This is a genomic window from Streptomyces sp. NPDC048416, assembly GCF_043200435.1.
In the GTDB taxonomy this organism is placed as follows: Bacteria; Actinomycetota; Actinomycetes; order Streptomycetales; family Streptomycetaceae; genus Streptomyces.
Map to the genome: position 1 here is coordinate 12,906 of NZ_JBICXU010000041.1, position 24,847 is coordinate 37,752.

Annotated in this window: 27 protein-coding genes; 7 read left to right on the forward strand and 20 right to left on the reverse strand. The window is 70.5% G+C overall.

The genetic code is table 11. The annotated features are described in order from the left end of the window. Window positions 1-55 precede the first annotated feature (55 nt). Window positions 56-388: an ATP/GTP-binding protein gene (locus ACGFW5_RS32455; RefSeq protein ID WP_393837917.1), complete on the reverse strand. Its 333-nt coding sequence runs from the start codon at window positions 386-388 to the stop codon at window positions 56-58. 216 nt (window positions 389-604) lie between these two features. Between ACGFW5_RS32455 and ACGFW5_RS32460 the strand changes: the two genes are divergently transcribed. Further along, window positions 605-1,642 (forward strand): LLM class flavin-dependent oxidoreductase, encoded by a 1,038-nt coding sequence (locus ACGFW5_RS32460; protein ID WP_393837918.1) that lies wholly within the window; start codon window positions 605-607, stop codon window positions 1,640-1,642. Window positions 1,643-1,957: 315 nt separating this feature from the next. Here ACGFW5_RS32460 and ACGFW5_RS32465 read toward each other — a convergent pair whose 3' ends face one another. Beyond that, window positions 1,958-2,350 carry an SCO5389 family protein gene (locus tag ACGFW5_RS32465; protein WP_100577461.1) on the reverse strand — a complete coding sequence of 131 codons (393 nt, stop codon included), beginning with the start codon at window positions 2,348-2,350 and terminating at the stop codon, window positions 1,958-1,960. A 228-nt stretch (window positions 2,351-2,578) separates the two neighbouring features. Between ACGFW5_RS32465 and nucS the strand changes: the two genes are divergently transcribed. After that, entirely contained in the window at window positions 2,579-3,250 is a 672-nt protein-coding gene (gene nucS, locus ACGFW5_RS32470; protein ID WP_393837919.1) for an endonuclease NucS, read from the forward strand. Between the two features lie 158 nt (window positions 3,251-3,408). On the opposite strand, the gene ACGFW5_RS32475 is transcribed toward nucS, so the two are convergent. The 4 genes from ACGFW5_RS32475 to ACGFW5_RS32490 form a co-directional block, all read right to left on the reverse strand. After that, window positions 3,409-5,985, reverse strand: coding sequence for an ATP-binding protein (locus ACGFW5_RS32475; protein ID WP_393837920.1), 2,577 nt, complete (start codon window positions 5,983-5,985; stop codon window positions 3,409-3,411). Between the two features lie 330 nt (window positions 5,986-6,315). Then, a complete protein-coding gene (locus tag ACGFW5_RS32480) occupies window positions 6,316-6,639 on the reverse strand; it encodes an STAS domain-containing protein (RefSeq protein ID WP_393837921.1) in 324 nt (107 codons plus the stop codon). Window positions 6,640-6,773: 134 nt separating this feature from the next. Continuing rightward, window positions 6,774-7,622: a 3-hydroxyacyl-CoA dehydrogenase family protein gene (locus ACGFW5_RS32485; RefSeq protein WP_393837922.1), complete on the reverse strand. Its 849-nt coding sequence runs from the start codon at window positions 7,620-7,622 to the stop codon at window positions 6,774-6,776. A 135-nt stretch (window positions 7,623-7,757) separates the two neighbouring features. Further along, window positions 7,758-8,399: a TetR/AcrR family transcriptional regulator gene (locus ACGFW5_RS32490; protein ID WP_393837923.1), complete on the reverse strand. Its 642-nt coding sequence runs from the start codon at window positions 8,397-8,399 to the stop codon at window positions 7,758-7,760. An 82-nt stretch (window positions 8,400-8,481) separates the two neighbouring features. On the opposite strand from ACGFW5_RS32490, the gene ACGFW5_RS32495 reads away from it, so the two are divergent. The 3 genes from ACGFW5_RS32495 to ACGFW5_RS32505 are packed head-to-tail and all read left to right on the forward strand — an operon-like array spanning window position 8,482 to window position 10,632. Beyond that, window positions 8,482-9,264, forward strand: a complete 783-nt coding sequence (locus ACGFW5_RS32495; RefSeq protein WP_393837924.1) for an ABC transporter ATP-binding protein — start codon at window positions 8,482-8,484, stop codon at window positions 9,262-9,264. A gap of 8 nt (window positions 9,265-9,272) precedes the next feature. Further along, window positions 9,273-10,046, forward strand: a complete 774-nt coding sequence (locus tag ACGFW5_RS32500) for an ABC transporter permease (RefSeq protein WP_393837925.1) — start codon at window positions 9,273-9,275, stop codon at window positions 10,044-10,046. Window positions 10,047-10,059: 13 nt separating this feature from the next. Beyond that, window positions 10,060-10,632 (forward strand): cob(I)yrinic acid a,c-diamide adenosyltransferase, encoded by a 573-nt coding sequence (locus tag ACGFW5_RS32505; protein ID WP_393837926.1) that lies wholly within the window; start codon window positions 10,060-10,062, stop codon window positions 10,630-10,632. A 474-nt stretch (window positions 10,633-11,106) separates the two neighbouring features. Here the strand turns inward: ACGFW5_RS32505 and ACGFW5_RS32510 are convergent, their stop codons facing one another. Genes ACGFW5_RS32510 through ACGFW5_RS32530 form a run of 5 tightly spaced genes read right to left on the reverse strand, consistent with a single transcriptional unit; the run spans window position 11,107 to window position 14,166 of the window. Continuing rightward, window positions 11,107-11,331 carry a hypothetical protein gene (locus ACGFW5_RS32510; RefSeq protein WP_393837927.1) on the reverse strand — a complete coding sequence of 75 codons (225 nt, stop codon included), beginning with the start codon at window positions 11,329-11,331 and terminating at the stop codon, window positions 11,107-11,109. Beyond that, on the reverse strand, window positions 11,298-11,714 hold the full coding sequence (locus ACGFW5_RS32515; RefSeq protein ID WP_393837928.1) for a hypothetical protein: 417 nt from the start codon (window positions 11,712-11,714) through the stop codon (window positions 11,298-11,300). The genes ACGFW5_RS32510 and ACGFW5_RS32515 overlap by 34 nt, the downstream gene beginning before the upstream one ends. Window positions 11,715-11,756: 42 nt before the next feature. Then, complete coding sequence (locus ACGFW5_RS32520) at window positions 11,757-13,220, reverse strand: sensor histidine kinase (protein WP_393837929.1); 1,464 nt, start codon at window positions 13,218-13,220, stop codon at window positions 11,757-11,759. Next, on the reverse strand, window positions 13,217-13,912 hold the full coding sequence (locus ACGFW5_RS32525) for a response regulator transcription factor (protein ID WP_393837930.1): 696 nt from the start codon (window positions 13,910-13,912) through the stop codon (window positions 13,217-13,219). The genes ACGFW5_RS32520 and ACGFW5_RS32525 overlap by 4 nt, the downstream gene beginning before the upstream one ends. Before the next feature lie 23 nt (window positions 13,913-13,935). After that, window positions 13,936-14,166: a hypothetical protein gene (locus ACGFW5_RS32530; protein WP_393837931.1), complete on the reverse strand. Its 231-nt coding sequence runs from the start codon at window positions 14,164-14,166 to the stop codon at window positions 13,936-13,938. Between the two features lie 210 nt (window positions 14,167-14,376). On the opposite strand from ACGFW5_RS32530, the gene ACGFW5_RS32535 reads away from it, so the two are divergent. Both ACGFW5_RS32535 and ACGFW5_RS32540 read left to right on the forward strand, forming a co-directional pair. After that, window positions 14,377-16,230: a glycosyl hydrolase family 18 protein gene (locus ACGFW5_RS32535; protein ID WP_393837932.1), complete on the forward strand. Its 1,854-nt coding sequence runs from the start codon at window positions 14,377-14,379 to the stop codon at window positions 16,228-16,230. A gap of 95 nt (window positions 16,231-16,325) precedes the next feature. After that, complete coding sequence (locus ACGFW5_RS32540) at window positions 16,326-16,466, forward strand: hypothetical protein (protein WP_393837933.1); 141 nt, start codon at window positions 16,326-16,328, stop codon at window positions 16,464-16,466. 482 nt (window positions 16,467-16,948) lie between these two features. Here ACGFW5_RS32540 and ACGFW5_RS32545 read toward each other — a convergent pair whose 3' ends face one another. The 9 genes from ACGFW5_RS32545 to atpB all read right to left on the reverse strand — a co-directional run bounded on the left by ACGFW5_RS32545 (window position 16,949) and on the right by atpB (window position 24,706). Continuing rightward, window positions 16,949-17,395, reverse strand: a complete 447-nt coding sequence (locus ACGFW5_RS32545) for a DUF2550 domain-containing protein (protein ID WP_393837934.1) — start codon at window positions 17,393-17,395, stop codon at window positions 16,949-16,951. A gap of 125 nt (window positions 17,396-17,520) precedes the next feature. Then, on the reverse strand, window positions 17,521-17,895 hold the full coding sequence (locus tag ACGFW5_RS32550) for a F0F1 ATP synthase subunit epsilon (RefSeq protein ID WP_356613137.1): 375 nt from the start codon (window positions 17,893-17,895) through the stop codon (window positions 17,521-17,523). 122 nt (window positions 17,896-18,017) lie between these two features. Next, window positions 18,018-19,460 carry a F0F1 ATP synthase subunit beta gene (gene atpD, locus ACGFW5_RS32555; protein ID WP_393837935.1) on the reverse strand — a complete coding sequence of 481 codons (1,443 nt, stop codon included), beginning with the start codon at window positions 19,458-19,460 and terminating at the stop codon, window positions 18,018-18,020. Further along, a complete protein-coding gene (locus ACGFW5_RS32560) occupies window positions 19,460-20,401 on the reverse strand; it encodes a F0F1 ATP synthase subunit gamma (protein ID WP_393837936.1) in 942 nt (313 codons plus the stop codon). Before ACGFW5_RS32560 ends, atpD begins: the two co-directional genes overlap by 1 nt. Window positions 20,402-20,424: 23 nt before the next feature. Then, window positions 20,425-22,017, reverse strand: a complete 1,593-nt coding sequence (gene atpA, locus ACGFW5_RS32565) for a F0F1 ATP synthase subunit alpha (protein WP_393837937.1) — start codon at window positions 22,015-22,017, stop codon at window positions 20,425-20,427. 139 nt (window positions 22,018-22,156) lie between these two features. Next, entirely contained in the window at window positions 22,157-22,972 is an 816-nt protein-coding gene (locus tag ACGFW5_RS32570; protein ID WP_393837938.1) for a F0F1 ATP synthase subunit delta, read from the reverse strand. Beyond that, entirely contained in the window at window positions 22,969-23,514 is a 546-nt protein-coding gene (locus ACGFW5_RS32575; RefSeq protein ID WP_393837939.1) for a F0F1 ATP synthase subunit B, read from the reverse strand. The genes ACGFW5_RS32570 and ACGFW5_RS32575 overlap by 4 nt, the downstream gene beginning before the upstream one ends. Window positions 23,515-23,555: 41 nt before the next feature. Beyond that, on the reverse strand, window positions 23,556-23,807 hold the full coding sequence (locus tag ACGFW5_RS32580) for a F0F1 ATP synthase subunit C (protein ID WP_393837940.1): 252 nt from the start codon (window positions 23,805-23,807) through the stop codon (window positions 23,556-23,558). A 77-nt stretch (window positions 23,808-23,884) separates the two neighbouring features. Next, window positions 23,885-24,706 (reverse strand): F0F1 ATP synthase subunit A, encoded by an 822-nt coding sequence (gene atpB, locus ACGFW5_RS32585; protein WP_393837941.1) that lies wholly within the window; start codon window positions 24,704-24,706, stop codon window positions 23,885-23,887. Between the last annotated feature and the right edge of the window lie 141 nt (window positions 24,707-24,847).

Consider the following 24,847-nt stretch of genomic DNA (forward strand, 5'->3'; position numbering starts at 1 on the left):
CGGCGCCACTGAGTGCCCCGCTGAGTGCCCCGCGCCCTTGAGCGGCCGGCGCCGTTCAGTACCGCGGCGCGTTCCTGGACCGCTGCACCCTCGTGGTGCGGCGGTCCTTCGCGTTCCAGCACGCCTTGTGCCAGTGCCGGCGCTCGTCCACGCCCGCGTACTCGGGCCAGGCGACCAGGTGCGGCGCGCCGGAGGGGATCTCCTGGTCGCAGCCGGGGCAGCGGTAGCGCTTGCCGGCGGCGCTGGCCCCCGCCACATGGCGTACCGACCACTCCTCGCCCTGCCAGGACTCGGTGCCCTGGAGGCCGAAGCGGTCACCGCCCGCACCCCGGCTCGCGGACTCGGTCGGCTTCTCGCCGCCCTTGGGGCGGTTGCGGCGCGGGGACACGTAGACACCTCACGGGGCGGGCGGACGTTTCTCTCCAGCCTAGGCCCCCACGGTCCGGGTACCCGCCCAGGGCAGGGAGGGCGGCCGTCACCCGTTAGAGGGGCTTTTAGCGGACAATCGCAAGAAGTTGGCGATGGGCCGTGCCCTTGGCACTTGTCAGACGTTCTTGCCAGTAAGAGGGGGAGAGCCGCGTCGGCCGCAAGGAGGCAGAAGGCGATGCGTGTGGGCACTTTTGTACTGGCAGCCCAGTTCCCGGGCCAGGGGCAGGGAGAAACGCTCCACCGGGCGGTCAGGTCCGCCGAGGTGGCCGAGGAGGCCGGGCTCGACTCGGTGTGGCTGGCCGAGCACCACTTCGTACCGTACGGCGTGTGCCCGTCCGCCGTGACGCTCGCGGCGTTATTGCTCGGGCGGACACGGCGGATCAGGGTCGGCACCGCGGTCACCGTGCTGCCGACGGGGCACCCGGTGACGATCGGCGAACAGGCCGCGTTGCTGCACCTCACCTCCGGCGGGCGGTTCTCGCTCGGGGTGGGCCGGGGCGGCCCCTGGGTCGACCTGGAGGTGTTCGGCTCGGGTCTGCCGGCGTACGAGCAGGGCTTCCCCGAAGCACTCGACCTGCTCCTGCGCTGGCTGCGCGAGCCCCGGGTGTCCGCGCTGGGGGAACGATTCACCTTCCGGGAGGTCGCGGTGGTGCCGCGGCCCGCCGAGATCCTGGACGGCGGCCCCGAGGACGCGAGCCCCGAGGTGGTCGTGGCCTGCACCTCCCCGAAGAGCGTGAAGCTGGCCGCGGAGCGCGGGCTCCCGATGCTGCTGGGGATGCACTGCGGGGACGAGGAGAAGGCGGAGATGGTCGCGCTGTGGCGCAGGGAGGCGCTGGCGGCGGGCCACGCGCCGGACCGGGTCGTGACGGCGGGCCATGTGTCGGCCGGCGTCGCCCAGATCGCCGACCGCAGGGCCGAAGCCGCCGAGACGCTTCTGAAGTCGATGCCGGGTTGGCTGAAGCAAGGGCTTGACGCCCATGTGACGGTCGACGGCCGTCGTCGCTCGATGCGCGACCCGGTCGCGTACACCGAACTTCTCTGCGGTCTCCACCCGGTGGGCACGCCCCGGCTGGCCGCGGACCGGCTGGCCGCCACATCCGAACGCACCGGGATCACCCGCTTCGCCCTCCTCGTCGAGGGCTCGGGCGATCTGGCCGCCACGGAGGAGAACGTGTGGAGGCTGGGCACGGAGGTACTGCCGCTGCTCACCTAGGGGGTGTCTGGTGGATCATGGCCGGGGGTGCGGCGCCTGGCACGGCACCTCGCGGCGTTGCCGGAACGCCCCGATAGCTCCGCTATCACGACGTTCCGGCGCCTTGCGATGCACCGCACCAGGCGCCGCACCCTGACCGACCCTGATCCACCAGACACCCCCTAGCGCGTGCCGTACGCGCCGGGCGGCCCGGGACCGAGCTAGCCGGGCCGGCGGCGGTTCGGGACGGGCCGGGCCGAGCGGGGCCGATCTTTCCAACTGGCCGCCGCCCCGCGTCAGTTGCACCTCCCGCGACGCGGAGCGGCGACGAAGCCGTCAGCAGTCCCGAAGCTCCGGAGACTGGTTCAGGAGCTGACCCCTGATCGAGGTGAAGCGGGCCAGCCGCTCATCGGAGGAGGGGTCCAGAGGGAACACCGCGACACGGTGGCAGTTCTGGAACGCCAGACGGACACCGAAGTGCCGCTGGAGCGCACCGCGGATGGCGTCACTCGCAAGAGCACGCAGCAGCTGGCCGCGTGCCTGCTCGTCCGGCGGAGGCGTCTGGTTGTCGGCGAAGGCTCCGCCGTCGACCTTCAGCTGGGCCACCAGAGAGCTGATCATCTCCCACGCGTAGGGCAGGGAGGTCCGGACGCAGTCGACGAAGGCGGCTTCGTCGACCTCGCCTCGCTCGGCCTGTTCGAGTAGGGCCGGTGAGACGTCGAGCGACATGGTTTCTCCTCTCGCGACCCCGGGGAGCGGGGCCTTACGGGCAGGGAAAGGGAGCATGACGGCCGTCTCTTTCGACAACGCAGCGTGCACGGCCGACAACCTCCCGCTTCCACGGTAGGCGCGAAGTCGGGCCCATGGCAGGTACTTGGCACATAACCGGCCAATAACGAACAGTGCACTCCTGGGCGAATCGCGTTCGAAGGGGGGAGTCGAGTAGCGTTGCGCCCCATGCGTCTCGTCATCGCCCGCTGCTCCGTCGACTACGCGGGCCGGCTCACCGCCCACCTCCCCTCCGCCCCCCGTCTCATCCTGGTGAAGGCGGACGGCAGCGTGTCCATCCACGCTGACGACCGGGCCTACAAGCCCCTCAACTGGATGTCTCCGCCGTGCACCCTCAAGGAGGGGACCGGGGAGACCGAGGGCGTCTGGACGGTCGTCAACAAGGCGGGCGAGAAGCTCATCATCACGATGGAGGAGATCCTTCACGATTCGTCGCACGAACTCGGCGTCGACCCCGGCCTGATCAAGGACGGCGTGGAAGCGCACCTCCAGGAGCTGCTCGCCGACCGCATCGACACCCTCGGAGACGGATACACCCTGATCCGCCGCGAATACCCGACGGCGATCGGCCCGGTGGACATCCTGTGCCGGGACGGCGACGGCAAGACCGTCGCGATCGAGATCAAGCGGCGCGGTGAGATCGACGGTGTCGAGCAACTGACCCGCTATCTGGAGCTCCTGAACCGCGACCCGCATTTGGCTCCGGTCCAGGGCGTCTTCGCGGCGCAGGAGATCAAGCCCCAGGCCCGTGTGCTCGCCACCGACCGCGGTATCGGCTGTGTGGTGCTCGACTACGACGCGCTGCGCGGCATCGAGGACGACAAGCTCCGCCTGTTCTGAGCCCGTTGGGTACGTGCCGTCCGCCTGGATGCGTACGGCGCCTGTCCGCCCGGCATGGAGAAGGGGCCCGCAGAGTGCTGCGGGCCCCTTCTCGCGCGCCGCGGGGATGTGCTGCCGCGGGCTCGGTCGTGCGCGGGCCCCGGGGAGACCGGTGAGGTCTACGGGGCGCTCGTGGTGGTCGACGTCGTGGGCGGCGTGGGTCCGGCCGGCACGGTGGACGTCGGGGAGCTGGATGCCGGGCTCACCGGCGGGGGTTTGTCGGAGGGCGAGGTGCCTCCGCCGCCGGACGGGGACGCCGGCGCGGAGGGTGTCGAGGGGGTGTCCGTCGGCGACTTCGACTGCGTCGGACTGCCCGCCGCAGGGCTCGACGGCGTACCCGGCCGGGTGGGCCTGCCCGGTGTGGAGGGCTTCGACGAGCCCGGCTTCGACGACCCGGGTGACGGGTGGCCCGAGGCGCCCGGCCCGCTCGGCGTGGCGCTGGTGCCCGGGAGCGGCTGCCCGGAGGCCCCCGGCTTTCCGGTGGCGCCCGGCCTGCTCGGGCTCACGGGGCCGCCGCTCTTGTGGTGGCCCGGCGCGGCGCTGCCGCTGGGGTCGTCGGGGTCGGCGTCCGGACCGCCGTCGCCGTCGCCGTCGGTGGCCGACTGCTGCTGCGTGACGTCGTCGCCCTGGCCGTCTCCGTCGTGGTTGGAGGTCGCGCCGAGCGTGACGACCGTGCCGAGCACCGCGGCGAGCAGCGCTCCCGCGCCGGCCGCGACGAGGTTGCGCTTGGCACCGCCGAACAGGGCGCGCCGCGCCTTGGGCATGGCGGCGCCCACCGGGATGTCCCGTCGGGTGATCAACGCGCCACCCGCGTCCGGGAGTTGAGCGGTCACCACGGCCGAGGGAGTGCCCATGGGGGGCGACTGGAGTTCCTCGTGACGAGGGCCGGGCGGCTCGTCGCCCATCGGGGTCAGGGGGGTCATGGGGGTCAGGGGGGTGCGCCCGCCCGGCAGGGGGCCGCCGGAGCGGTCCTCGACCAGGGCGAGGGCCCGGCGCCCCGCCACCGTGCCACGCTTGTCGGAGAGCGCGCCGCGCAGCCCGATGGAGGCCTCCAGCTCGGCGCGGGCCCGGTCGAGCCCGCCGTTGCAGAGCGCCAGGACACCCAACTCGTGGTGGAAGTACGCCTCTTCGGCGACCTCGCCGGTCAGCCGGGCCGCCTCGGAGCCGACCCTGAGGGCGCGCTCCCACGCCCCCCAGTGCAGCCCTGCGGCGAAGACGGGCGCGGCGGTGCGGGCCAGCTCGACGGCGGCCGCGGGGTGGTCGGGCCCGTCGCCGGGGAGCAGCGCGCTCATCGAGGCGAGCACCCCGTCCGCCTCCGTGGCCGCCCGTTCCGGGGTGACCGAGGGGTGGCCGGTCCACCAGGTGTAGTGGCGGGCCGCGGTGTGGGCGAGCTCGCCCGCCCCGGTGGCGTACCCGGAGTTCTCCAGCTGGGTGAGGACGCCCGCGGCGAGGCGGTAGCGGGCGCCGACCGGTGACAGGAGTCCGCTGTCGAGGAGTTCGCCGAGGCTGGCGTCCGCGTGGGTGTCGCCGACGAGGGCGGGCAGATGCGCCTGGTGCGGCACTTCGCCGCCGAGCGCGACGGCGAACCGCAGGGTGTCCCGTGCGGCCTCGCTCAGCCGGGAGGCGAGCAGGGCGGCAGGCGCCGCGCCCTCGCCGAGCGTGGGCAGCGCGATGTCGCGGCCCTCGCCCGAGAACACCGAGGCTTCGGCGGGCTCGTCGACCGGAAAACCGTACGGGTCGACGGAGGTGCCCTCGCCGCGCAGCCGGTCGCGCTGGCGCAGCAGGGCGCCCGCCTGGACGAAACGCAGCGGCAGCCCCTCGGATTCGAACCAGAGGTCGCCCGCCCAGTTGGCCTCCTCGTCGGTGAGCGGCCGGTCGACGGCCTGTTCGAGGAGTTCGAGCGACGCGCCGCGGCCGAGGCCGGAAAGGAAGACCTCTTCGACGTGCGAGTCGGTGTGCGGGGCCTGCACGTCCGGGGTGGCGGCGAGCAGATAGGCGCACTCGGGGGTGGCGAGGAGCAGTTCTTCGAGGGTGGCGCCGCCGAATTCGAGGTCGTCGAGCACCACGACGGCGCCGATCTCGTGGACGCGGTCGAGGAGCGTGGCGCGGTCGGGGCGGTGCAGGGGGGCGTCGAAGACCGTGGCGTACAGCTCGTGCAGCAGGTCCGTGGGGCTGCGCCGGTGGCCCGAGAGGCGTACGACGCCGTCGGGCGCGAGCTCGGCGCAGTCACCGGCGACGGTGTCGAGCAGGGCGCTGCGTCCGGAGCCCGCGGGCCCGGTGACCCGCACGGAGCGGCCGCGGCCGAGGAGGCGTACGAGCCTGGCGCGCTCCTCCTTGCGTTCGAGCAGGGCGGGGGCGGGCGTCATGAGGCCGGGCGGCAGGGGCGGCCGGGCGGCCCTTTCGTGCTCGGACCGCTCAACGGGGTCACGCCGCTCCGCGCGCGCGGGTATGCGGCCCGGGGGGCAGTTCTCGATCTCGCTGCCGTCGACCGGGTTGACGGTGAGCAGGAAGTCCCCCGCGACGAGTTGGACGGTGCGGGCGAGTCCCGCCGCGCGCTGTCCGAAGTCGGCGGTGGCGGGCTCCTTGTCCCGCGGCGGGCGCTGCGGTCCGGCGCCCGGTTCCGCGTGTGCGCCCGCAACGCCGACGGTGTCGTCGGCATGGCTGAACTCTTCCGGTCCCCGGCTCTTCGGGTCCATGGTGCAAGCCCCCAGATGCGTGGTGCGTAAGGAATGCCCCTCCCGGCCTTCGCACACTTCGCTCTTCGCTGTCGCTTCTGGTCCGGTGCCCGCCGTGTGGGTTCGTCGATCGGCGGGATGCCGAACCTTAGACCTGCGGACAGTATCCACGAACAGGCGGGGTGGCGCCCCGCCCCAAGACGTCACGATGTCGTGAGGATTGCGTGCGGAGTCCGTTTGTCGCACCCCTGTCACGACAACTCCCGTCTTGGGAGACGGTGGACCCGCTTTTGCCGGCCGTAACGCCTTGCGGGCCCGCGCGTTCACCGGGGCCTACACGCGCGGCAGGGCCTACACCCGCGGCAGGGCCTCCGCCACGATGCCGCCCTCGATCGCGAGGATGCGGTGCAGCCGGGTGGCGACGAGGAGCCGCTGCATCTGGGGCGGCACGCCGCGCAGCACGAGGCGCCGGCCGCACCGGCCGGCCCGGCGGTGGGCCCCCATGATCACGCCGAGCCCCGTGGCGTCCCAGGAGTCCAGTTCGGTGAGGTCGAGCACGAGGTCACCGGCTCCGTCGTCGACCGCCGAGTGCAGGGCCGTACGGGCGTCCGCCGCATTGCGGACGTCGAGGCGGCCCCCGACGACCAGCTCGACGTGGTCGCCCCTGATGTGCATATGCGCTCCCGAGAGTGCTCTGGACTTTCCAACCGACTCAACAACTGACTGCCACACGGCCACAGAAGTTGCCGCCCGTGAGCGAACCGATACCTAATTCACCCCATGGAGTGAGGTCCGGGGCGGTCGGCGGTTCAGTGCTTGTAGAAGCCCTGCCCGCTCTTGCGACCGATGTCACCGGCGTCCACCATCCGGCGCATCAGCTCCGGCGGGGCGAACTTCTCGTCCTGGGACTCCGTGTAGATGTTGCTGGTGGCGTGCAGCAGGATGTCCACGCCGGTGAGGTCGGCGGTGGCGAGCGGGCCCATGGCGTGCCCGAAGCCCAGCTTGCAGGCGAGGTCGATGTCCTCGGCGCTGGCCACGCCCGACTCGTACAGCTTGGCCGCCTCGACGACGAGCGCCGAGATGAGGCGGGTGGTGACGAAGCCGGCCACGTCGCGGTTGACGACGATGCAGGTCTTGCCGACCGACTCGGCGAACTCGCGCGCGGCGGCCAGGGTTTCGTCGCTGGTCTTGTAGCCGCGCACCAGCTCGCACAGCTTCATCATCGGGACCGGCGAGAAGAAGTGGACGCCGACGACCCGCTCGGGGTGCTCGGTGGCCGCCGCGATCTTGGTGATCGGGATGGCGGAGGTGTTGGAGGCGAGCACGGTGTCCGGGCGCACGATCTTGTCGAGCGTACGGAAGATCTCGTGCTTGACCTCCAGCTTCTCGAAGACGGCCTCGACGACGATGTCGGCGTCGGCGCAGGCGTCCAGATCGGTGGTGGTGGTGATGCGCGCGAGCGCCGCCTGGGCGTCCTCGGCGGCCAGCTTGCCCTTGCCCACGAACTTGTCGTACGAGGCCTTGATGCCGTCGGTGCCCCGGGTGAGGGCGTCGTCGGTGACGTCGCGCAGCACGACGTCCCAGCCCGCCTGTGCGGAGACCTGCGCGATACCGGACCCCATGAGTCCGGCTCCGATGACGGCGAGCTTCCTGGCCACGACACTTCCCTCCAACAGGTTTCCACCCAAGCCTTCTTGGCGGAGGCTATCGGCCGGGCGGCGTTCTGGGAGGGCGAAGAGATGCGCGTCACGTCTCAGATGACGGACATCACACCCGCCGGCGTGAGGTGGGTCTCAGCGGGCGCCCCGTACGGCGTAGTTGAGCACCTTGTCCCCCAGGAGCCCCTCCATTTCGTCGATCAGGACCAGCACCTCGCGGGAGACCGCCTTGGGGTCACGGCCGGCCATCATCTCGCGGCTGATCGCGGCCATGGCTGTCTGGTGGACCCAGTTGATCTGACCCGCGATCAGTGAGGGCAGCGGTTCATCGGGGGCCGCGCCGACCTCCTCGCGCAGGGTCGCGTCCAGGTTCTCCAGGACCTCCTGGCCCACCGCCCACAGCCGGGCCTTGAGGGCGGGCGAGTCGTGGATGACCGCCATGAACCGTTTGTACCCCTCCATCAGGCCGACCCGGGGTGACACCGACTCGACCTCGCCGCGCAGCTCACGCAGCACGGCTCCGGCAGCCGACTCCCCGTCGTCACGGCCACGCACCCAGCGCGAGAGCCGGTCGACGATGCCCTTGCTGCGGTCGAGGAACAGGTCCTCCTTGGCGGGGAAGTAGTTGTAGACGGTGTTCACCGAGACGTCCGCCTGCTCGGCGACCTCGGCGATCGTGACCGCCTCGAAGCCGCGCTCCAGGAAGAGCCCGGTGGCCAGATCCGAGATCCGCTGCCTGGTCTCCCGCTTCTTCCGCTCCCTGAGCCCTTCTGCCATGACTCGATTGTAGGCGGCCCGCTGCACTCCCTTAAAACTTGGGGCCATTGCAAATTTTAAGGGACTCTGTTTTTCTGGAGTCATGGCAATCATCAGTACGGCCGGGCTCGCCCGGACCTTCCGGGGCAGGACCGGGCCCGTCGAGGCGGTGCGCAGCGTCGACCTCACGGTGCGGGCCGGCGAGATCCTGGGCTTCCTCGGCCCCAACGGCGCGGGCAAGACCACCACCCTGCGCATGCTCACCACGCTGCTGCCGCCGACCGGCGGCGCCGCGACCGTGGCCGGGCACGACCTCGTGCGCGAGCCCGCCGCGGTCCGCCGGGCCTGCGGTTACGTGGCCCAGTCGGGCGGCACCGACCCGAACGTCTCGGTGCGCGAGGAGCTGGTGACCCAAGGCCGCCTCTACCGGCTCACCAGGCAACAAGCCGCCCTGCGCGCAGGGGAGTTGGCATCGGACCTCGGGCTCGACGACCTCCTGGACCGCAAGACGGCGACACTCTCCGGCGGCCAGCGCCGACGGCTCGACATCGCGATGGGCCTGATGCACCGACCCGCGGTGCTCTTCCTGGACGAGCCGACCACCGGCCTCGACCCGGGAAGCCGCGCCGACCTGTGGAACCTGGTCCGGCGGATCCGCGCCGACCATGGCACCACCGTTTTCCTCACCACGCACTACCTGGACGAGGCCGACGCGCTCGCCGACCGCCTGGTGATCGTCGACAAGGGAGCGGTCGTGGCCGAGGGCACCTCCACCGATCTCAAGACCCGGTACGCGGGCAGGCCCGACGCCTCGCTCCAGGACGCCTTCCTCGCCATCACCGGCCGCAGCGCCACCCCGCAGGAATCCACCCCCGTAGCCGTCTAGGACTCCCCATGGCCGCCTCACCCCAGCTCTCCGCACTGCTCTCCGACACCGCGCTGATCTTCGGCAGATACGCCCGCCAGACCCTGCGCTCGAAGTTCCAGATCCTCTTCGGCGTCCTGATGCCGCTGCTCTACCTGCTGTTCTTCGGACCGCTCCTGACCGGCATGCCGCTGGGCTCGCACGGCAGTTCCTGGCAGGTCCTCGTTCCCGGCCTGCTGCTCCAACTCGCCCTGTTCGGCGCCTCGTTCGCTGGTTTCGCGATCATCATCGAGAACAGCTGGGGCGTCGTGGAGCGGATGCGCGTCACCCCCGTCTCGCGCCTGGCCCTCCTGCTCGGCCGGGTCCTGCGGGATGCCGCGCTCTTCGTCTTCCAGGCGGTGCTGCTCGTGCTCGCCGCCCTGGTCATGGGCCTGCGCGCCCCGCCGGCCGGCGTCCTCATCGGCTTCGCGTTCGTGGCGCTCCTGTCCCTGTCGCTGGCCTCGCTCTCCTACGCCCTGGCCATGAAGGTGACCACTCCTCAGGGATTCGGCCCGGCGGTCAACGCCATCACCATGCCCTCCATGCTGCTCTCCGGCCTGATGCTGCCCATGACGCTCGCGCCCGCGTGGCTGAACGCGCTGTCCCACTTCATGCCGTTCCGCTACCTGGTGGACGCGGTACGGGACGCGTACCTCGGCTCGTACGCCACGCCGACCATGCTGTACGGGGGTCTCATGGCCGGGGGGTTCGCGGTCCTCGCCGTGACAGTGGGCACACGCGTCTTCCGGACGGCCGGGGCGTAACTACTCTGACGGCATGGTCAATCTGACACGCATCTACACCCGCACCGGCGACCAGGGCACGACGGCCCTCGGAGACATGAGCCGGACCGCCAAGACCGATCTGCGGATCTCGGCGTACGCCGACACCAACGAGGCCAATGCCGTCATCGGCACGGCGATCGCGCTCGGGCAGCTGTCCGAGGAGGTCGTGAAGGTGCTGGTCCGGGTCCAGAACGACCTGTTCGACGTGGGCGCGGACCTCGCCACGCCGGTCGTCGAGAAGCCGGAGTACCCGCCGCTGCGGGTGGAGCAGTCCTACATCGACAAGCTGGAGGCGGACTGCGACCGCTTCCTTGAGGACCTGGAGAAGCTGCGCAGCTTCATCCTGCCGGGCGGCACGCCGGGCGCGGCGCTGCTGCACCAGGCGTGCACGGTGGTGCGGCGGGCCGAGCGCTCCACGTGGTCCGCGCTTGAGGTGCATGGCGCGTCCATGAACACCCTGACCGCGACCTACCTCAACCGCCTCTCCGACCTCCTGTTCATCCTGGCCCGGGTGGCCAACAAGGAGGTGGGAGACGTGCTGTGGGTGCCGGGAGGCGAACGCTGAGCCTCCCCGACACCGGTGGCGCGGGCGCGCCGTGAGCGGGAGGTTGCTTGAGCGGGGGGCCTCCCCGCGCCCGCCCCCGAACCCGTCGTCCCCCGCGGACCGTGGCCGCTTCTCGCGCAGTTCCCCGCGCCCCTGGCAGGGTGCGAGCGGAGGCATCCTCAGGTGGAACGGGCGCGCCGTGCGCGGGAGCTCCGCCCCCGAACCCGTCGTCCCCCGCGGACCGTGGCCGCTGCTCGCGCAGTTCCCCGCGCCCCTGGCGGCGCTGGTGCAGGGGCCGTGCCGGCCTGCTCGGGCATCTTCAGCCTGTCCGGCGATTGAGGACGAGCGCCGTTCAGGCGCGTTACGGGGGTGCAGGGGGCGAAGCCCCCGCCCGGGGTCTGGGGCGGAGCCCCAGGGAGCCGCACCCCCAAGTAGCCGCACGGGCGGGAGGGCGGGCAAACCCCCCGGGGTCTGGGGCGCAGCCCACAGGCGGTCCTACTGGTCCGACTGGGCGTCCGCGTCCGCCGCCGCCGCCGCGGACTCCGCGTCGCTGACCTTCTGCTCCATCTGCCGCTCCGTCCCGGAGGACGACGCCCCGGACGGCGCGTGCGCATGGGCGCAGCCCGTGGCGAGCACGCCGGTGAGCGCCACGGCCGCCAAGCCGAAGCGCACCCGACGGCCCCGCATCACTTCGTCCCGTTGTTGTTCGCGGCGCACCACGCGGCCACGTCCTTGAGGTCCTTCTGGCGCTGCTGAAGGGTCGTCACTAGCCCCTTGCGGTACGTGAGCTTGTGGTCGAGCAGGGTGGCGATCGCGGTGTGGCCCTCCTTCTTCGCGTTGTCATCCCGCTGCTGCATGCGCGCCACCGAACCCACCGTGGTGACGCCCCCGTCGAGCCGGTTCAGGGCGCGCTCGACACGTTTGTCCGCCTTGGGCTCCCGCTTGCAGATGCCCTTGGCGCCGTCGGTCGTGGGCGCGGACGCCGTGGCGCCCTTCGAGGGCGTGGAGTCGGCGAAGGCGCTGGGCGCGGTGACGGTCAGCACGGCCGCGGCGGCGAGCGCGGCCGCAGCGACGCGGCGGCGGTTGAAGATCGGGTTGTTCATGACTACTGCCTCCCGGAGGTGGGGACTGGTACGCCCCGGAGGCTAGGAAGGCTCTTTGTGGGAACTCTGTGATCGCTCGGCCGTCACCGTCAACCAGTCCCGTCGCGCCGGGAGTCGGCCCGCGCGGGCCGGGTCCTCGGCGGGCAGCCGCACCGTGCACCGGGTGCCCCGCCCGCCCGGCCCTTCGCCGAGTTCGACGGTGCCCCGGTGCAGTGCGGCCTGCTGGGCGACCAGGGTGAGCCCGAGCCCCGAGCCGGTGCTTGCGGGGCCCCGGTGGAAGCGGCGGAACACCTCCTCGCGGGCGGCCGGCGCGATGCCCGGGCCCCGGTCGTCGACGGTGATCCGCACCTCTGTCCCGCCCCGTGCGACAGTGACCGCGATGTCGGCGTGGCCCTGCGCGTCCCTGCCGTGCGCGAGGGCGTTGCCCAGCAGGTTGTCGAGCAGGATGCGCAGGCCCGGCTCCCAGCCGTGCACCGGCGCGGGCCTCGCGTGCAGGGTGATCACGGCGTCCGGGGCGCGCCGTCGGGCTTCGGCGACGGCCGCGTCGGCGACCTCCGCCACGTCGAGCACCCGGAACGCGTCGGCCTCGACCAGGTCGCCGCGCCCCAGTTCGCGCAGCGCCACCAGCATGCCGAGCAGCCGCCCGTGCTCGCGGCGCAGGTCCTCGACGACCTCGGCGCGCTCGGCGTCCGCGAGGCCGGGGTGGGCCAGGACGTCCAGGTTGGTGCCGATGCTCATGAGCGGGTTGCGCAGCTCGTGCGAGGCGGCCGCGGAGAAGGAGCGGGCGGTGTCCAGGGCCTCGGCGGTGCGGACGGCCTGCTCGTCGTAGCGGGCGAGGACCGTCTGGAGGGTGGCGGCGAGATCGTCGACCTCGGCGACCCTGGTCCGCCGGTGTTCCAGGCGTACCGAAGTGGTCCGGGGATCGAGCCCGGCCGCCGCCCCGCGCAGCCGGCGCAGCGGGCGGGTCGCGCCGCTCGCGATCGCCCAGGCGAGCAGGGCGGACAGCGGCGCCGCGAGCAGCGCGGTCGTCACGACGCGCTTGCGGACGAGGGTGAGCTGGGCGCGGCTCGCGGTGTCCGGCGCGAACACCCACAGGGTGCCGGAGACCTGCGCCCCCTTGACGGGCAGCGCGTACGCCCGCCAGGTGCGGCCCCCGCCGCGCACGGTGACCGGGCTCTTCCCGGGCGCGGGCAGCGCCACCGAGGGGGCGGGCTGGGGTCCGCCGCTGAAGGTGCCGTCGGGGCCGGTGAGCCGTACGCCGACGTCCAACGCGGCGTTGAACAGCCTGCGTTGACGGTTCTCCTCGGCGGTCGGCCGACCGTTGGCGGCGGCTTGCAGCAGGGTGCGGGCGTCCTGGGCGATCGCGGTGGCCCGGGTCCGCAGATGACTGTCCTCGGCGCGGTGCAGATCGCGGGCGACCAGGGTGAGCAGCAGCCAGCCGCAGGCGAGGACCAGGAGCGGGACGGTGAGGCCGACGGCCAGCGCGATCCGGGTGGAGAGCTTCACGGCCGCTCCCGCAGGACGAAGCCGACGCCGCGCACGGTGTGCACGAGCCGGGGCGCGCCGCCGGCCTCCAGTTTGCGGCGCAGATAGCTGACGAAGGTGTCGACGGCGTCGGTGCGTACGTCGAAGTCGTACCCCCAGACCCGTTCGAGGAGCTGATCGCGGCTGAGGACGATCCCGGCGTTGCGGGCGAGCACTTCGAGCAGTTCGTACTCGCGCCGGGTGAGGTCGAGCAGGCGTCCCTCGCGGTGTGCGGTGCGGGCCGCCGGGTCGATGACCAGGCCGCAGGCGCGGACGACGTCGTGTCCGGCGGGCGGGCGGCGGCGCAGCAGGGCGTGCAGGCGCAGCACCAGTTCTTGCAGGGCGAAGGGTTTGACCAGGTAGTCGTCGCCGCCCGCCTGGAGGCCCGCGATCCGGTCGGCGGTCTCGTCGAGCGCGGAGAGCATCAGGACGGGCAGGTCGTGCCCCGACTCCCGGAGCGTCCTGCACACGTCGATGCCGCTCATGCCCGGCATGGACACGTCCAGGACAAGAACGTCCGGCGGTCCCTGGCGCATCGCGGCGAGCGCGGCAGGCCCGCCGTCGGCGGTGCGGACGTGGAACCCGTTGAGCCGCAGACCCCGGTCGAGCGAGCGGCGTACCGCGTCGTCGTCGTCCACGACCAGAACGTCTCCGGCACGGCTCGGCCCGCTCATCCGCGCTCCCTCACTTCATCCGGCTACCGCCGGGTCAGCGTACGGTCCTCGCCTGTGCGCTCCGAGGAACCTCGGTCCGGCGCGGGCCCGAGCAGCCGGCCGAGCACCGTTGGCCTGCCCCCGGCCTCCTCGATCCTCTGCGGGAACAGGGCGTGGCTCAGCGCGACGACCACGTTGTTGCCGATCACGTACAGCATCCGCTGCCGCCGCATCCGCGGCGGGTCGGCGCCCCGGGCGCCTCTCGCCCGCAACACCCGCCGAGCACAACCGGCGGCCCCGGTAAGGGAGTTGGGACGGGGAGCGACAGAACGCCGGAGGTCTGGACCTCTTGACGGTTGGTCCAGACCTTTCTACGCTCACCGCACACTGCTGTGGTGGGCATGCCATCCCCGACGCTCTGCGGCACGCTCACCGGACGGAGCAGGGCTCCACCCCCACCACCGTCGCACCATTCGGGAGCAGCCTTGAGTACCGCACGTCGCATCCGTACGGGCTTCAGATCAAGAGCCGCAGCGGCCCTGACCGCACTCGCCCTCCCTGTGGCCGCACTGGTCGGCCTCGCCTCCCCCGCCCAGGCCGCCACGTCGGCGACCGCCACCTACGCCAAGTCCTCGGACTGGGGCACCGGATTCGGAGCCGCCTGGACCATCAAGAACACCGGCACCACCGCGCTCAGTTCCTGGACCGTGGAATGGGACTACCCCTCGGGTACGTCCGTGACCTCGGCCTGGGACGCGGACGTCACCAATTCCGGCACCCACTGGACCGCCAAGAACAAGTCCTACAACGGCGCCATCGCCCCCGGCGCCAGCGTGAGCTTCGGCTTCAACGGCGCGGGCTCCGGCTCCCCCTCGGGCTGCAAGCTCAACGGCGGCTCCTGTGACGGGAGTTCGACGCCGCCGACCGGCGACACCCCGCCCTCGGCCCCCGGCACCCCGACCACGAGCAATATCACCGACACCGGTGTCTCGCTGTCCTGGTCGGCGGCCACCGACGACAAGGGCGTCAAGAACTACGACGTCTACCGGGGCTCGGCCAAGATCGCCACCGTCACCGGCACGACGTACGCCGACTCGGGCCTGACCAAGGGCACGACGTACACCTACAGCGTGACCGCGCGCGACACCGCTGACCAGACGGGTCCCTCGTCGGGATCGGTCACCGTCACGACCACCGGCGGTGGCGGCGGCCCCGCCCCCGGCGGCGACAAGGTGCGGCTCGGCTACTTCACCGACTGGGGCATCTACCAGCGCAACTACCAGGTGAAGAACATCGTCACCTCGGGCTCGGCGAGCAAGCTGACGCACATCAACTACGCGTTCGGCAACGTCACCAACGGCCAGTGCGCCATCGGTGACGCCTACGCCGACTACCAGAAGACGTATGACGCGTCCTCCAGCGTCGACGGCACCGCCGACACGTGGGACCAGCCGGTCGCGGGCAACATCAACCAGCTCCGCGAGCTGAAGAAGAAGTACCCGAACATCAAGATCCTCTGGTCCTTCGGCGGCTGGACCTGGTCCGGCGGCTTCGGCGCGGCCGCGGCCAACCCGGCGGCGTTCGCCGACTCCTGCTACTCCCTGGTCAAGGACCCGCGCTGGGCCGATGTCTTCGACGGCATCGACATCGACTGGGAGTACCCCAACGCGTGCGGCCTGTCCTGCGACACCAGCGGTCCGGCAGCCCTGAAGAACCTGCTCGCGGCGCTGCGTTCGAAGTTCGGCAGCTCGGCGCTCGTCACTGCGGCGGTCACCGCCGACGGTTCGGCGGGCGGCAAGATGGACGCGGCGGACTACGGGGGCGCGGCGAGCTACGTCGACTGGTACAACGTGATGACGTACGACTTCTTCGGCGCGTGGGACGCCAAGGGGCCGACCGCCCCGCACTCCCCGCTCACCTCGTACGACGGCATCCCGATCGCGGGCTTCAACACGGACGCGGCGATCCAGAAGTACCTGGGCAAGGGCGTCCCGGCGAGCAAGCTCAACCTGGGCATCGGGTTCTACGGGCGCGGCTGGACGGGCGTCACGCAGGACGCGCCGGGCGGCACGGCGACGGGGCCGGCGCCGGGTACGTACGAGCAGGGCATCGAGGACTACAAGGTCCTGAAGTCCGCCTGTCCCGTGACCGGCACGGTGGCGGGTACGGCGTACGCCCACTGCGGGTCCAACTGGTGGAGCTATGACACGCCGTCGACGATCTCCGGCAAGATGACGTACGTGAAGAACCTGGGTCTTCGGGGTGCGTTCTTCTGGGAGTTCAGCGGGGACACGTCGAACGGGGAGCTGCTGTCGGCGATGGACTCCGGGCTGAAGTAACCCCGGGTTCCTCCAGCACCCCGGCCGACGGGCCCGTCCCCCGCGACCGGGGTGCCGGCACGCTGGCGCCCCTTGGCTATCCGGTGCGGGCCCGCATGGCATCCCGGGTCTGGGGCGAAGCCCCCAGCAACCCCGCCTACTCCTGCGGACCGTGGACGCTGCTCGCGCAGTTCCCCGCGCCCCTTGACTACTCGATGCGGGCCCGCATACGCACCCTCAGCCCGTCCGGCGATTGAGGACGAGGGCCGTCCAGGCCCGAACGGGGTCTGGGGCGAAGCCCCAGCAACCCCGATTACCTCTGCGGACCGTGGACGCTGCTCGCGCAGTTCCCCGCGCCCCTTGGCTATCCGGTGCGGGCCCGTATGCGCATCCCCAGCCCGTCCGGCGATTGAGGACAAGGGCCGTCCAGGCCCGAACAGGGTCTGGGGCGAAGCCCCAGCAACCCCGCTTACCCCTGCGGACCGTGGACGCTGCCCGCGCAGTTCCCCGCGCCCCTTGGCTATCCGGTGCGGGCCCGCATGCGGCACCCTCAGCCCGTCCGGCGATTGAGGACGAGGGCCGTCCAGGCCCGAACGGGGTCTGGGGCGAAGCCCCAGCAACCCCGCCTACCTCTGCAGAGCACGGACGCTGCTCGCGCAGTTCCCCGCGCCCCTTGGCTATCCGATGCGGGCCCGCATGCGCACCCTCAGCCCGTCCGGCGATTGAGGACGAGGCGGGGCTACGCCACGTTGACGCGCTGGCCGGGCGGGGCCGCTTCCAGCCAGGCCAGGAAACCCGTCAACGCATCCTCGCTCATCGCGAGTTCGAGCCGCGTACCCCGATGCGTACAGCCCAGAATGATCGCGTCCGACAGGAGCGCCAGCTCCTCCTCGCCCTCGGGGAGGCGACGCGACACCACGTCGATGGCGGACCGCTCAAGGACGCGGCGCGGCCGAAGCGCGTACGAGAAGACGCGGAACCACTCGATCCGGTCGCCGTTGTAGCGGGCCACCCCGTACACCCAGCCCTTGCCGCTGGTGTCCGGCGTCTCCGGGAGCCCCCAGCGCAGACTGCAGTCGAACGTCCCGCCCGAGCGCTGGATCAGCCGCCGGCGCAGACCGAAGACGAAGAGTCCCACCAGTACCAGCGCGACGACCAGGCCACACACAAGCAGAGCGAGAGTCATCTACACCGACCTCCTCGCTCAACCAGTAATCCAGCAACGGAAAAATCTGCCTGCATCGCCTCAGCCGCGACCGGCTCCGGAAGGATCCGGAACGAGCCGCGGCTGAGGAAAATCTCCGGCGGGTGTCAGCCCTTCGCCACCGCACGCAGTCGCACGTCGGCGCGGCGCTCGGCCGCGGCGTCCGACTCCGACTTCGCACTCTCCAGCGCACGCTCGGCACGCTGGACGTCGATCTCGTCCGCCAGCTCGGCGATCTCGGCGAGCAGCGACAGCTTGTTGTCGGCGAAGGAAATGAATCCACCGTGCACCGCAGCGACGACGGTGCCGCCCTCGCTCGTACGGATCATCACCGGGCCCGACTCCAGCACACCAAGGAGCGGCTGGTGACCGGGCATGACGCCGATGTCGCCGGACGTGGTGCGCGCGACGACCAGGGTGGCCTCGCCGGACCACACACTGCGGTCCGCGGCGACGAGCTCGACGTGCAGCTCAGTAGCCATGGTTGGCTCCTCGGGTCACCACCCGGCGGTTCGGCCGGGTGTTGGGTCGATTCTAGTCAGTTCTTGAGTGGCGACCGCGTGGAGGGGCGGGACGCGCCCGCCCCTCCACGTGGCCGGGTGCGTCAGGAGACGCCCAGCTCCTTGGCGTTGGCCTTGAGGTCTTCCAGGCCACCGCACATGAAGAACGCCTGCTCGGGGAAGTGGTCGTACTCGCCGTCGCAGATCTGGTTGAACGCCGTGATCGACTCCTCCAGCGGGACGTCCGAACCGTCGACGCCGGTGAACTGCTTGGCGACGTGCGTGTTCTGCGACAGGAAGCGCTCCACGCGACGGGCGCGGTGCACGACCAGCTTGTCCTCTTCGCCGAGCTCGTCGATGCCGAGGATGGCGATGATGTCCTGGAGGTCCTTGTACTTCTGCAGGATCGTCTTGACGCGCATGGCGGCGTCGTAGTGCTCCTGCGCGATGTAGCGCGGGTCCAGGATGCGGGACGTGGAGTCCAGCGGGTCCACGGCCGGGTAGATGCCCTTCTCGGAGATCGGACGGGAGAGAACCGTCGTCGCATCCAGGTGGGCGAACGTGGTGGCCGGGGCCGGGTCGGTCAGGTCGTCCGCGGGGACGTAGATCGCCTGCATCGAGGTGATCGAGTGACCACGGGTCGAGGTGATGCGCTCCTGGAGGAGACCCATCTCGTCGGCCAGGTTCGGCTGGTAGCCCACCGCGGAGGGCATGCGGCCGAGCAGGGTCGACACCTCGGAACCCGCCTGGGTGTACCGGAAGATGTTGTCGATGAAGAAGAGGACGTCCTGCTTCTGGACGTCACGGAAGTACTCCGCCATCGTCAGGCCGGCGAGCGCCACACGCAGACGCGTGCCCGGCGGCTCGTCCATCTGGCCGAAGACAAGGGCGGTCTTGTCGATGACGCCCGAGTCCTGCATCTCCTCGATGAGGTCGTTGCCCTCACGGGTGCGCTCGCCGACACCGGCGAACACCGACACACCGTCGTGGTTGTTGGCCACGCGGTAGATCATTTCCTGGATGAGGACGGTCTTGCCGACACCGGCACCACCGAACAGGCCGATCTTTCCACCCTTGACGTACGGGGTGAGAAGGTCGATGACCTTGACGCCGGTCTCGAACATCTCGGTCTTGGACTCGAGCTGGTCGAAGCGGGGCGCCTTGCGGTGGATCGGCCAGCGCTCGCCGATGTTGGCGTTCTCCTCGGGCTTGTTCAGCACCTCGCCGAGGGTGTTGAACACCTTGCCCTTGGTGAAGTCGCCGACCGGCACCGTGATGCCGTCGCCCGTGTCGGTCACCGCGGCCTGGCGGACCAGGCCGTCGGTGGGCTGCATCGAGATCGCGCGGACGATGCCGTCACCCAGGTGCTGGGCGACTTCGAGCGTCAGCGTCTTGAGCTTGCCGTCCTCGGCCGGGTCGGCCACCTCGACGTGCAGCGCGTTGTAGATCTCCGGCATCGCGTCGACGGGGAACTCCACGTCGACGACCGGGCCGATGACCCGGGCGACGCGGCCCGTGGCAACGGCCGTCTCAACAGTGGTCGTCATTACTTGTCACTCCCCGCGGTCGCGTCGGCCAGCGCACTGGAGCCACCGACGATCTCGCTGATTTCCTGGGTGATTTCGGCCTGGCGGGCCGCGTTGGCAAGCCGGGACAGGCTCTTGACGAGCTCCCCGGCGTTGTCGGTGGCCGACTTCATCGCGCGGCGACGGGCGGCGTGCTCGGAAGCAGCCGACTGAAGCAGCGCGTTGTAGATGCGGCTTTCGACGTAGCGCGGCAGCAGGGCGTCGAGGACGTCCTCCGCCGACGGCTCGAAGTCGAAGAGCGGAAGGATTTCGTCCTTCGTGCTCCCCGCGGCGGATGCCGCTGATGTCTCAGACTCCTTGGCCTTCTCCAGCGACAGCGGCAGCATCCGGTTGTCGACCGGCGTCTGCGTCATCATCGACACGAACTCCGTGAAGACGATGTGCAGTTCGTCCGCACCGCCCTCGGCCGTCTCCGTCTGGACGGCCTCGATCAGCGGCGCGGCCACCTGCTTGGCGTCCGCGTAGGTCGGGCTGTCGGTGAAGCCGGTCCACGACTGTGAGACCTTGCGCTCACGGAAGCCGTAGTAGGCGACACCCTTGCGGCCGACGATGTACGTGTCGACCTCCTTGCCCTCGCCGCGCAGCCGCTCCGTCAGCCGCTCCGCCGCCTTGATGGCGTTGGAGGAGTAGCCGCCGGCCAGACCGCGGTCGCTCGTGATGAGCAGGACCGCGGCGCGGACCGGGGCCTCGGCCTCGGTGGTGAGCGGGTGCTTGGTGGTGGAGCCGGTCGCCACCGCGGTCACCGCACGGATGAGCTCGGTCGCGTACGGCGTGGAGGCCGCCACCTGGCGCTGCGCCTTGACGATGCGCGAGGCGGCGATCATCTCCATCGCCTTGGTGATCTTCTTGGTCGCGGTGACGGATCGGATGCGACGCTTGTAGACCCGGAGCTGCGCTCCCATGAGTCAGGTCCCTTCCGTCGTCGTCACTTGCTGGTGCTGACCGGTGCGTCGTCGCCCAGGAGCTTGCCGTCCGAGGTCTCGAACTGCCGCTTGAAGGTGGCGATGGCGTCGGCCACGGACTGCAGGGTGTCGTCCGACATCTTCGCGCCCTCGGCGATCGAGGTCAGGAGCTCCTTGCGCTCGCGGCGCAGGTACTCCAGAAGCTCGGCCTCGAAGCGGCGGATGTCCTCGACGGGCACGTCGTCCATCTTGCCGGTGGTGCCGGCCCAGATGGAGACGACCTGCTCCTCGACCGGGAACGGCGAGTACTGCGGCTGCTTCAGCAGCTCGACCATGCGCTTACCGCGCTCGAGGGAGGCCTTGGAAGCGGCGTCCAGGTCGGAACCGAAGGCGGCGAACGCCTCAAGCTCGCGGTACTGGGCCAGGTCGACACGGAGTCGGCCCGACACCTGGCGCATCGCCTTGTGCTGCGCGGAACCACCGACTCGCGAGACGGAGATGCCGACGTTCAGGGCGGGGCGCTGACCGGCGTTGAACAGGTCCGACTCCAGGAAGCACTGGCCGTCGGTGATGGAGATGACGTTGGTCGGGATGAACGCCGACACGTCGTTCGCCTTGGTCTCGACGATCGGCAGACCCGTCATCGAACCGGCGCCCATGTCGTCCGACAGCTTCGCGCAGCGCTCAAGCAGACGCGAGTGCAGGTAGAAGACGTCGCCCGGGTAGGCCTCGCGGCCCGGCGGACGGCGCAGCAGCAGGGACACGGCGCGGTAGGCGTCGGCCTGCTTCGACAGGTCGTCGAAGATGATGAGGACATGCTTGCCGTCGTACATCCAGTGCTGGCCGATGGCCGAACCGGTGTACGGGGCGAGGTACTTGAAGCCGGCCGGGTCGGACGCGGGAGCGGCGACGATCGTCGTGTACTCCAGCGCGCCGGCCTCTTCCAGGGCGCCACGCACGGAGGCGATGGTCGAGCCCTTCTGGCCGATGGCGACGTAGATGCAGCGGACCTGCTTCTTCGGGTCGCCCGAGCGCCAGTTGTCGCGCTGGTTGATGATCGTGTCGACGGCCAGAGCGGTCTTGCCGGTCTGACGGTCACCAATGATCAGCTGACGCTGGCCACGGCCGATCGGCACCATCGCGTCGACGGCCTTGTAACCGGTCGCCATCGGCTCGTGCACCGACTTACGGACCATGACGCCCGGAGCCTGGAGCTCCAGGGCGCGGCGGCCGTCGGTCTCGATCTCGCCGAGGCCGTCGATCGGGTTGCCGAGCGGGTCGACGACGCGGCCGAGGTAGCCCTCGCCCACGCCGACCGAGAGCACCTCACCGGTGCGCTGCACCGGCTGGCCCTCTTCGATGCCGCTGAACTCGCCGAGGACGATGGCACCGATCTCGCGCTCCTCAAGGTTGAGGGCAAGACCGAGCGTTCCGTCCTCGAAACGCAGCAGTTCGTTCGCCATGGCCGAGGGAAGACCCTCGACCTTCGCGATGCCGTCTCCGGCAACGCTGACCGTACCGACCTCCTCGCGCGAGGCCGCGTCCGGCTGGTACGACTGGACAAAGGTCTCCAGCGCGTCCCGGATCTCCTCCGGCCGGATCGTGAGCTCCGCCATCTGGGTTCCCTGCTCTCCTTGTTGGGCCCGAAGTTTCTAAGGGGGTCTGGGGGCCGACCCCCAGGAATCTTCTGCAATTTCTGCACGGCCCAACCGGGCCGCTGGTGTTGCTGAATTCAGTTGGTGCGCGACCCGGGGGTCAGCGCGCCAGCCGCCGGTTCGCCTCTTCGAGGCGTTCCGCGATGGTGCCTTCGATGACCTCGTCGCCGACGCGCACCGAGATCCCGCCAAGGACCTCGGGGTCCACGTCGAGGTTCAGGTGCATCCGGCGGCCGTAGATCTTCGCCAGAGCCGCGCCGAGGCGCGTCTTCTGGGTTTCCGTGAGCGGCACCGCCGACGTGACGACGGCGACCATCCGGTCCCGGCGGTGCGCGGCGAGCTTGGACAGGGACTCAAGGCCCGCTTCCAGGCTACGTCCACGCGGCCGGGTCACGAGACGGACGACCAGACGCTCGGTGACCGGGTTCGCCTTGCCGCCCAGCAGGCTGCGCAGCAGCTCGCTCTTGGCCGCGACCGTGGCGGTGCGGCTGGTGAGCGCGGAGCGCAGCCCGGCGTCGGAGGCGACGATGCGGCCGAACCGGAACAGCTCGTCCTCGACGTCGTCCAGCGCGCCCGACTGCTGCGCGGCCGTGAGGTCGGCGATGCTCGCCAGTTCCTCCAGCGAGTCCACCAGGTCACGGGACTGCGACCAGCGGGAGCGGACCATGCCGCCCACCAGGTCGGCGCACTCGGCGCCCACCTGACCGGAGAACAGGCGCGCAGCCAGCTCGGCGCGGGCCTCGCCGGCCTGCGCCGGGTCGGTCAGGACCCGGCGCAGCGAGACCTCACGGTCGAGCAGCGTGGTGACCGCGGCCAGCTCGTCGCCGAGCTTCGCCGCGTCGACGGACGTGTTGTCCATCAGCGCGTCGAGACGCTCGCGTGCGGTGGCCAGTGCCTCGCGGCTCGCGCCGTTCATCGGACGGCCTCGGCCTTCTCCTCGAGCTCGCCGAGGAAACGGTCGATGGTGCGGCTCTGGCGGGCGTGGTCCTCAAGGGACTCGCCGACCAGCTTGCCGGCCAGGTCGGTCGCCAGCTTGCCCACGTCCTGACGGAGCGAGTGCGCGGCGGCCTTGCGGTCGGCCTCGATCTGGGCGTGACCGGCAGCGATGATCTCCTCACGCTGCCGCTGGCCTTCCGCCCTCATCTCCTGGATGAGCGCGGTGCCCTGCTCGGTCGCCTCCTGACGCAGGCGCGCAGCCTCGTGACGGGCCTCGGCGAGCTGCGCCTTGTACTGCTCAAGGACGCTCTGCGCCTCGGTCTGAGCCGCTACCGCCTTCTCCATCCCGCCTTCGATGGCCTCGCGGCGCTCTTCCAGAACCTTGTTGATGTTCGGGAGGAGCTTCTTGGCGAGGAAGCCGAAGACGATGACGAAGGCGATGAGGCCGATGACGAGTTCAGGAATCGGCGGAACGAGGGGGTTTTCAGCCTCCTCGGCCGCCAATTGAATCAGCGGGCTCATATCAGTGCCTTTCGTCGAAAAGTGCGATCCGAGGGACTACGTCAGGAGGTCGGGTAAACGAACGGCATGACCAGACCGATGAGGGCAAGCGCCTCACAGAAGGCGAAGCCGAGGATCTGGTTGGCGCGGATGAGGCCGGCGGCCTCGGGCTGACGGGCCAGCGCCTGCGTGCCGTTACCGAAGATGATGCCGACGCCGACGCCGGGGCCGATGGCGGCGAGGCCGTAGCCGATGGAGCCCAGGTTGCCCTTGATTTCGACGCCAGCGGCGACGGTCTGCGCGAGAGCGGACATGCCGGTTCTTCCTTTTCTTTCATGGACCGGTGGGGGTTGGCCACCGGACGTCTGATGGCTTGGGGGGTGTGGCTGGGTCAGTGGCCCTCGGCGAGAGCGCCCTGAACGTAGCTGCAGGCCAGCAGCACGAAGACGTAGGCCTGGACAGCCTGGATGAAGAGCTCGAAGGCGGTCATGACGATGACCATCGTGAACGAGACCGCCGAGTACGCGATGCCGATGCCGTTGAGCATGTACCAGCTGGCGATCGTGAAGAGCAGCAGCAGCGTGTGGCCCGCGAACATGTTGGCGAACAGTCGCACGGTGTGCGTGAACGGCCGGACGATGAGGTTGGAGAAGAACTCGATCGTCATCGACAGCGGCAGGACCGGGCCGAGCGACTTGTCGTAGCCCGTGAAGTTCTTGAAGGCACCGACGAATCCGTGCCGCTTGAACGTCAGGCACACCCACATGATGTAGACGATCGCGGCGATGGCTGCCGGATAGGCGATGATCGCCGTCACCGGGAACTGGGCGAGCGGAACGATCGACCAGACGTTCATCATCCAGACGAAGAAGAACAGCGAGACCATGAAGGGCACATATTTCTCGCCCTCCTTCTTGCCGATCGTCTCGTACACAATGCCGCGGCGCACGAAGTCGTAGCCGGCCTCGGCGACCATCTGCAGCTTGCCGGGGACGAGCTTCGGCTTGCGGAAGGCCGCCCAGAAGAAGGCCACGATGACGACCGAGCCGAGCAGGGCCAGCAACATCGTCTTGTTGAAGTACAGGTTGCTGTCGCCGTCGCCCCAGAGGGGCTTGAACAGGAACGAGTGCAGGCCGGGAGCCGGGAAGCCACACCCGTCGAAAAGGTGGCAGTTGGTCTCGAAGGCGAGCACCTGCGTCGGATCAGCACTCACCGCGGGCTCCTTCAGCGTGGCGCATAGGTACGGCAACCTCGTTGTGTCGGCGCGGCGCGCAGCCGCGGTTCGGCACTGGACTGGTGTTTCGGATGATGGGGCGGCGGTCGGGCATCAAGCCTCGCGATTGAGCAGGCGTCA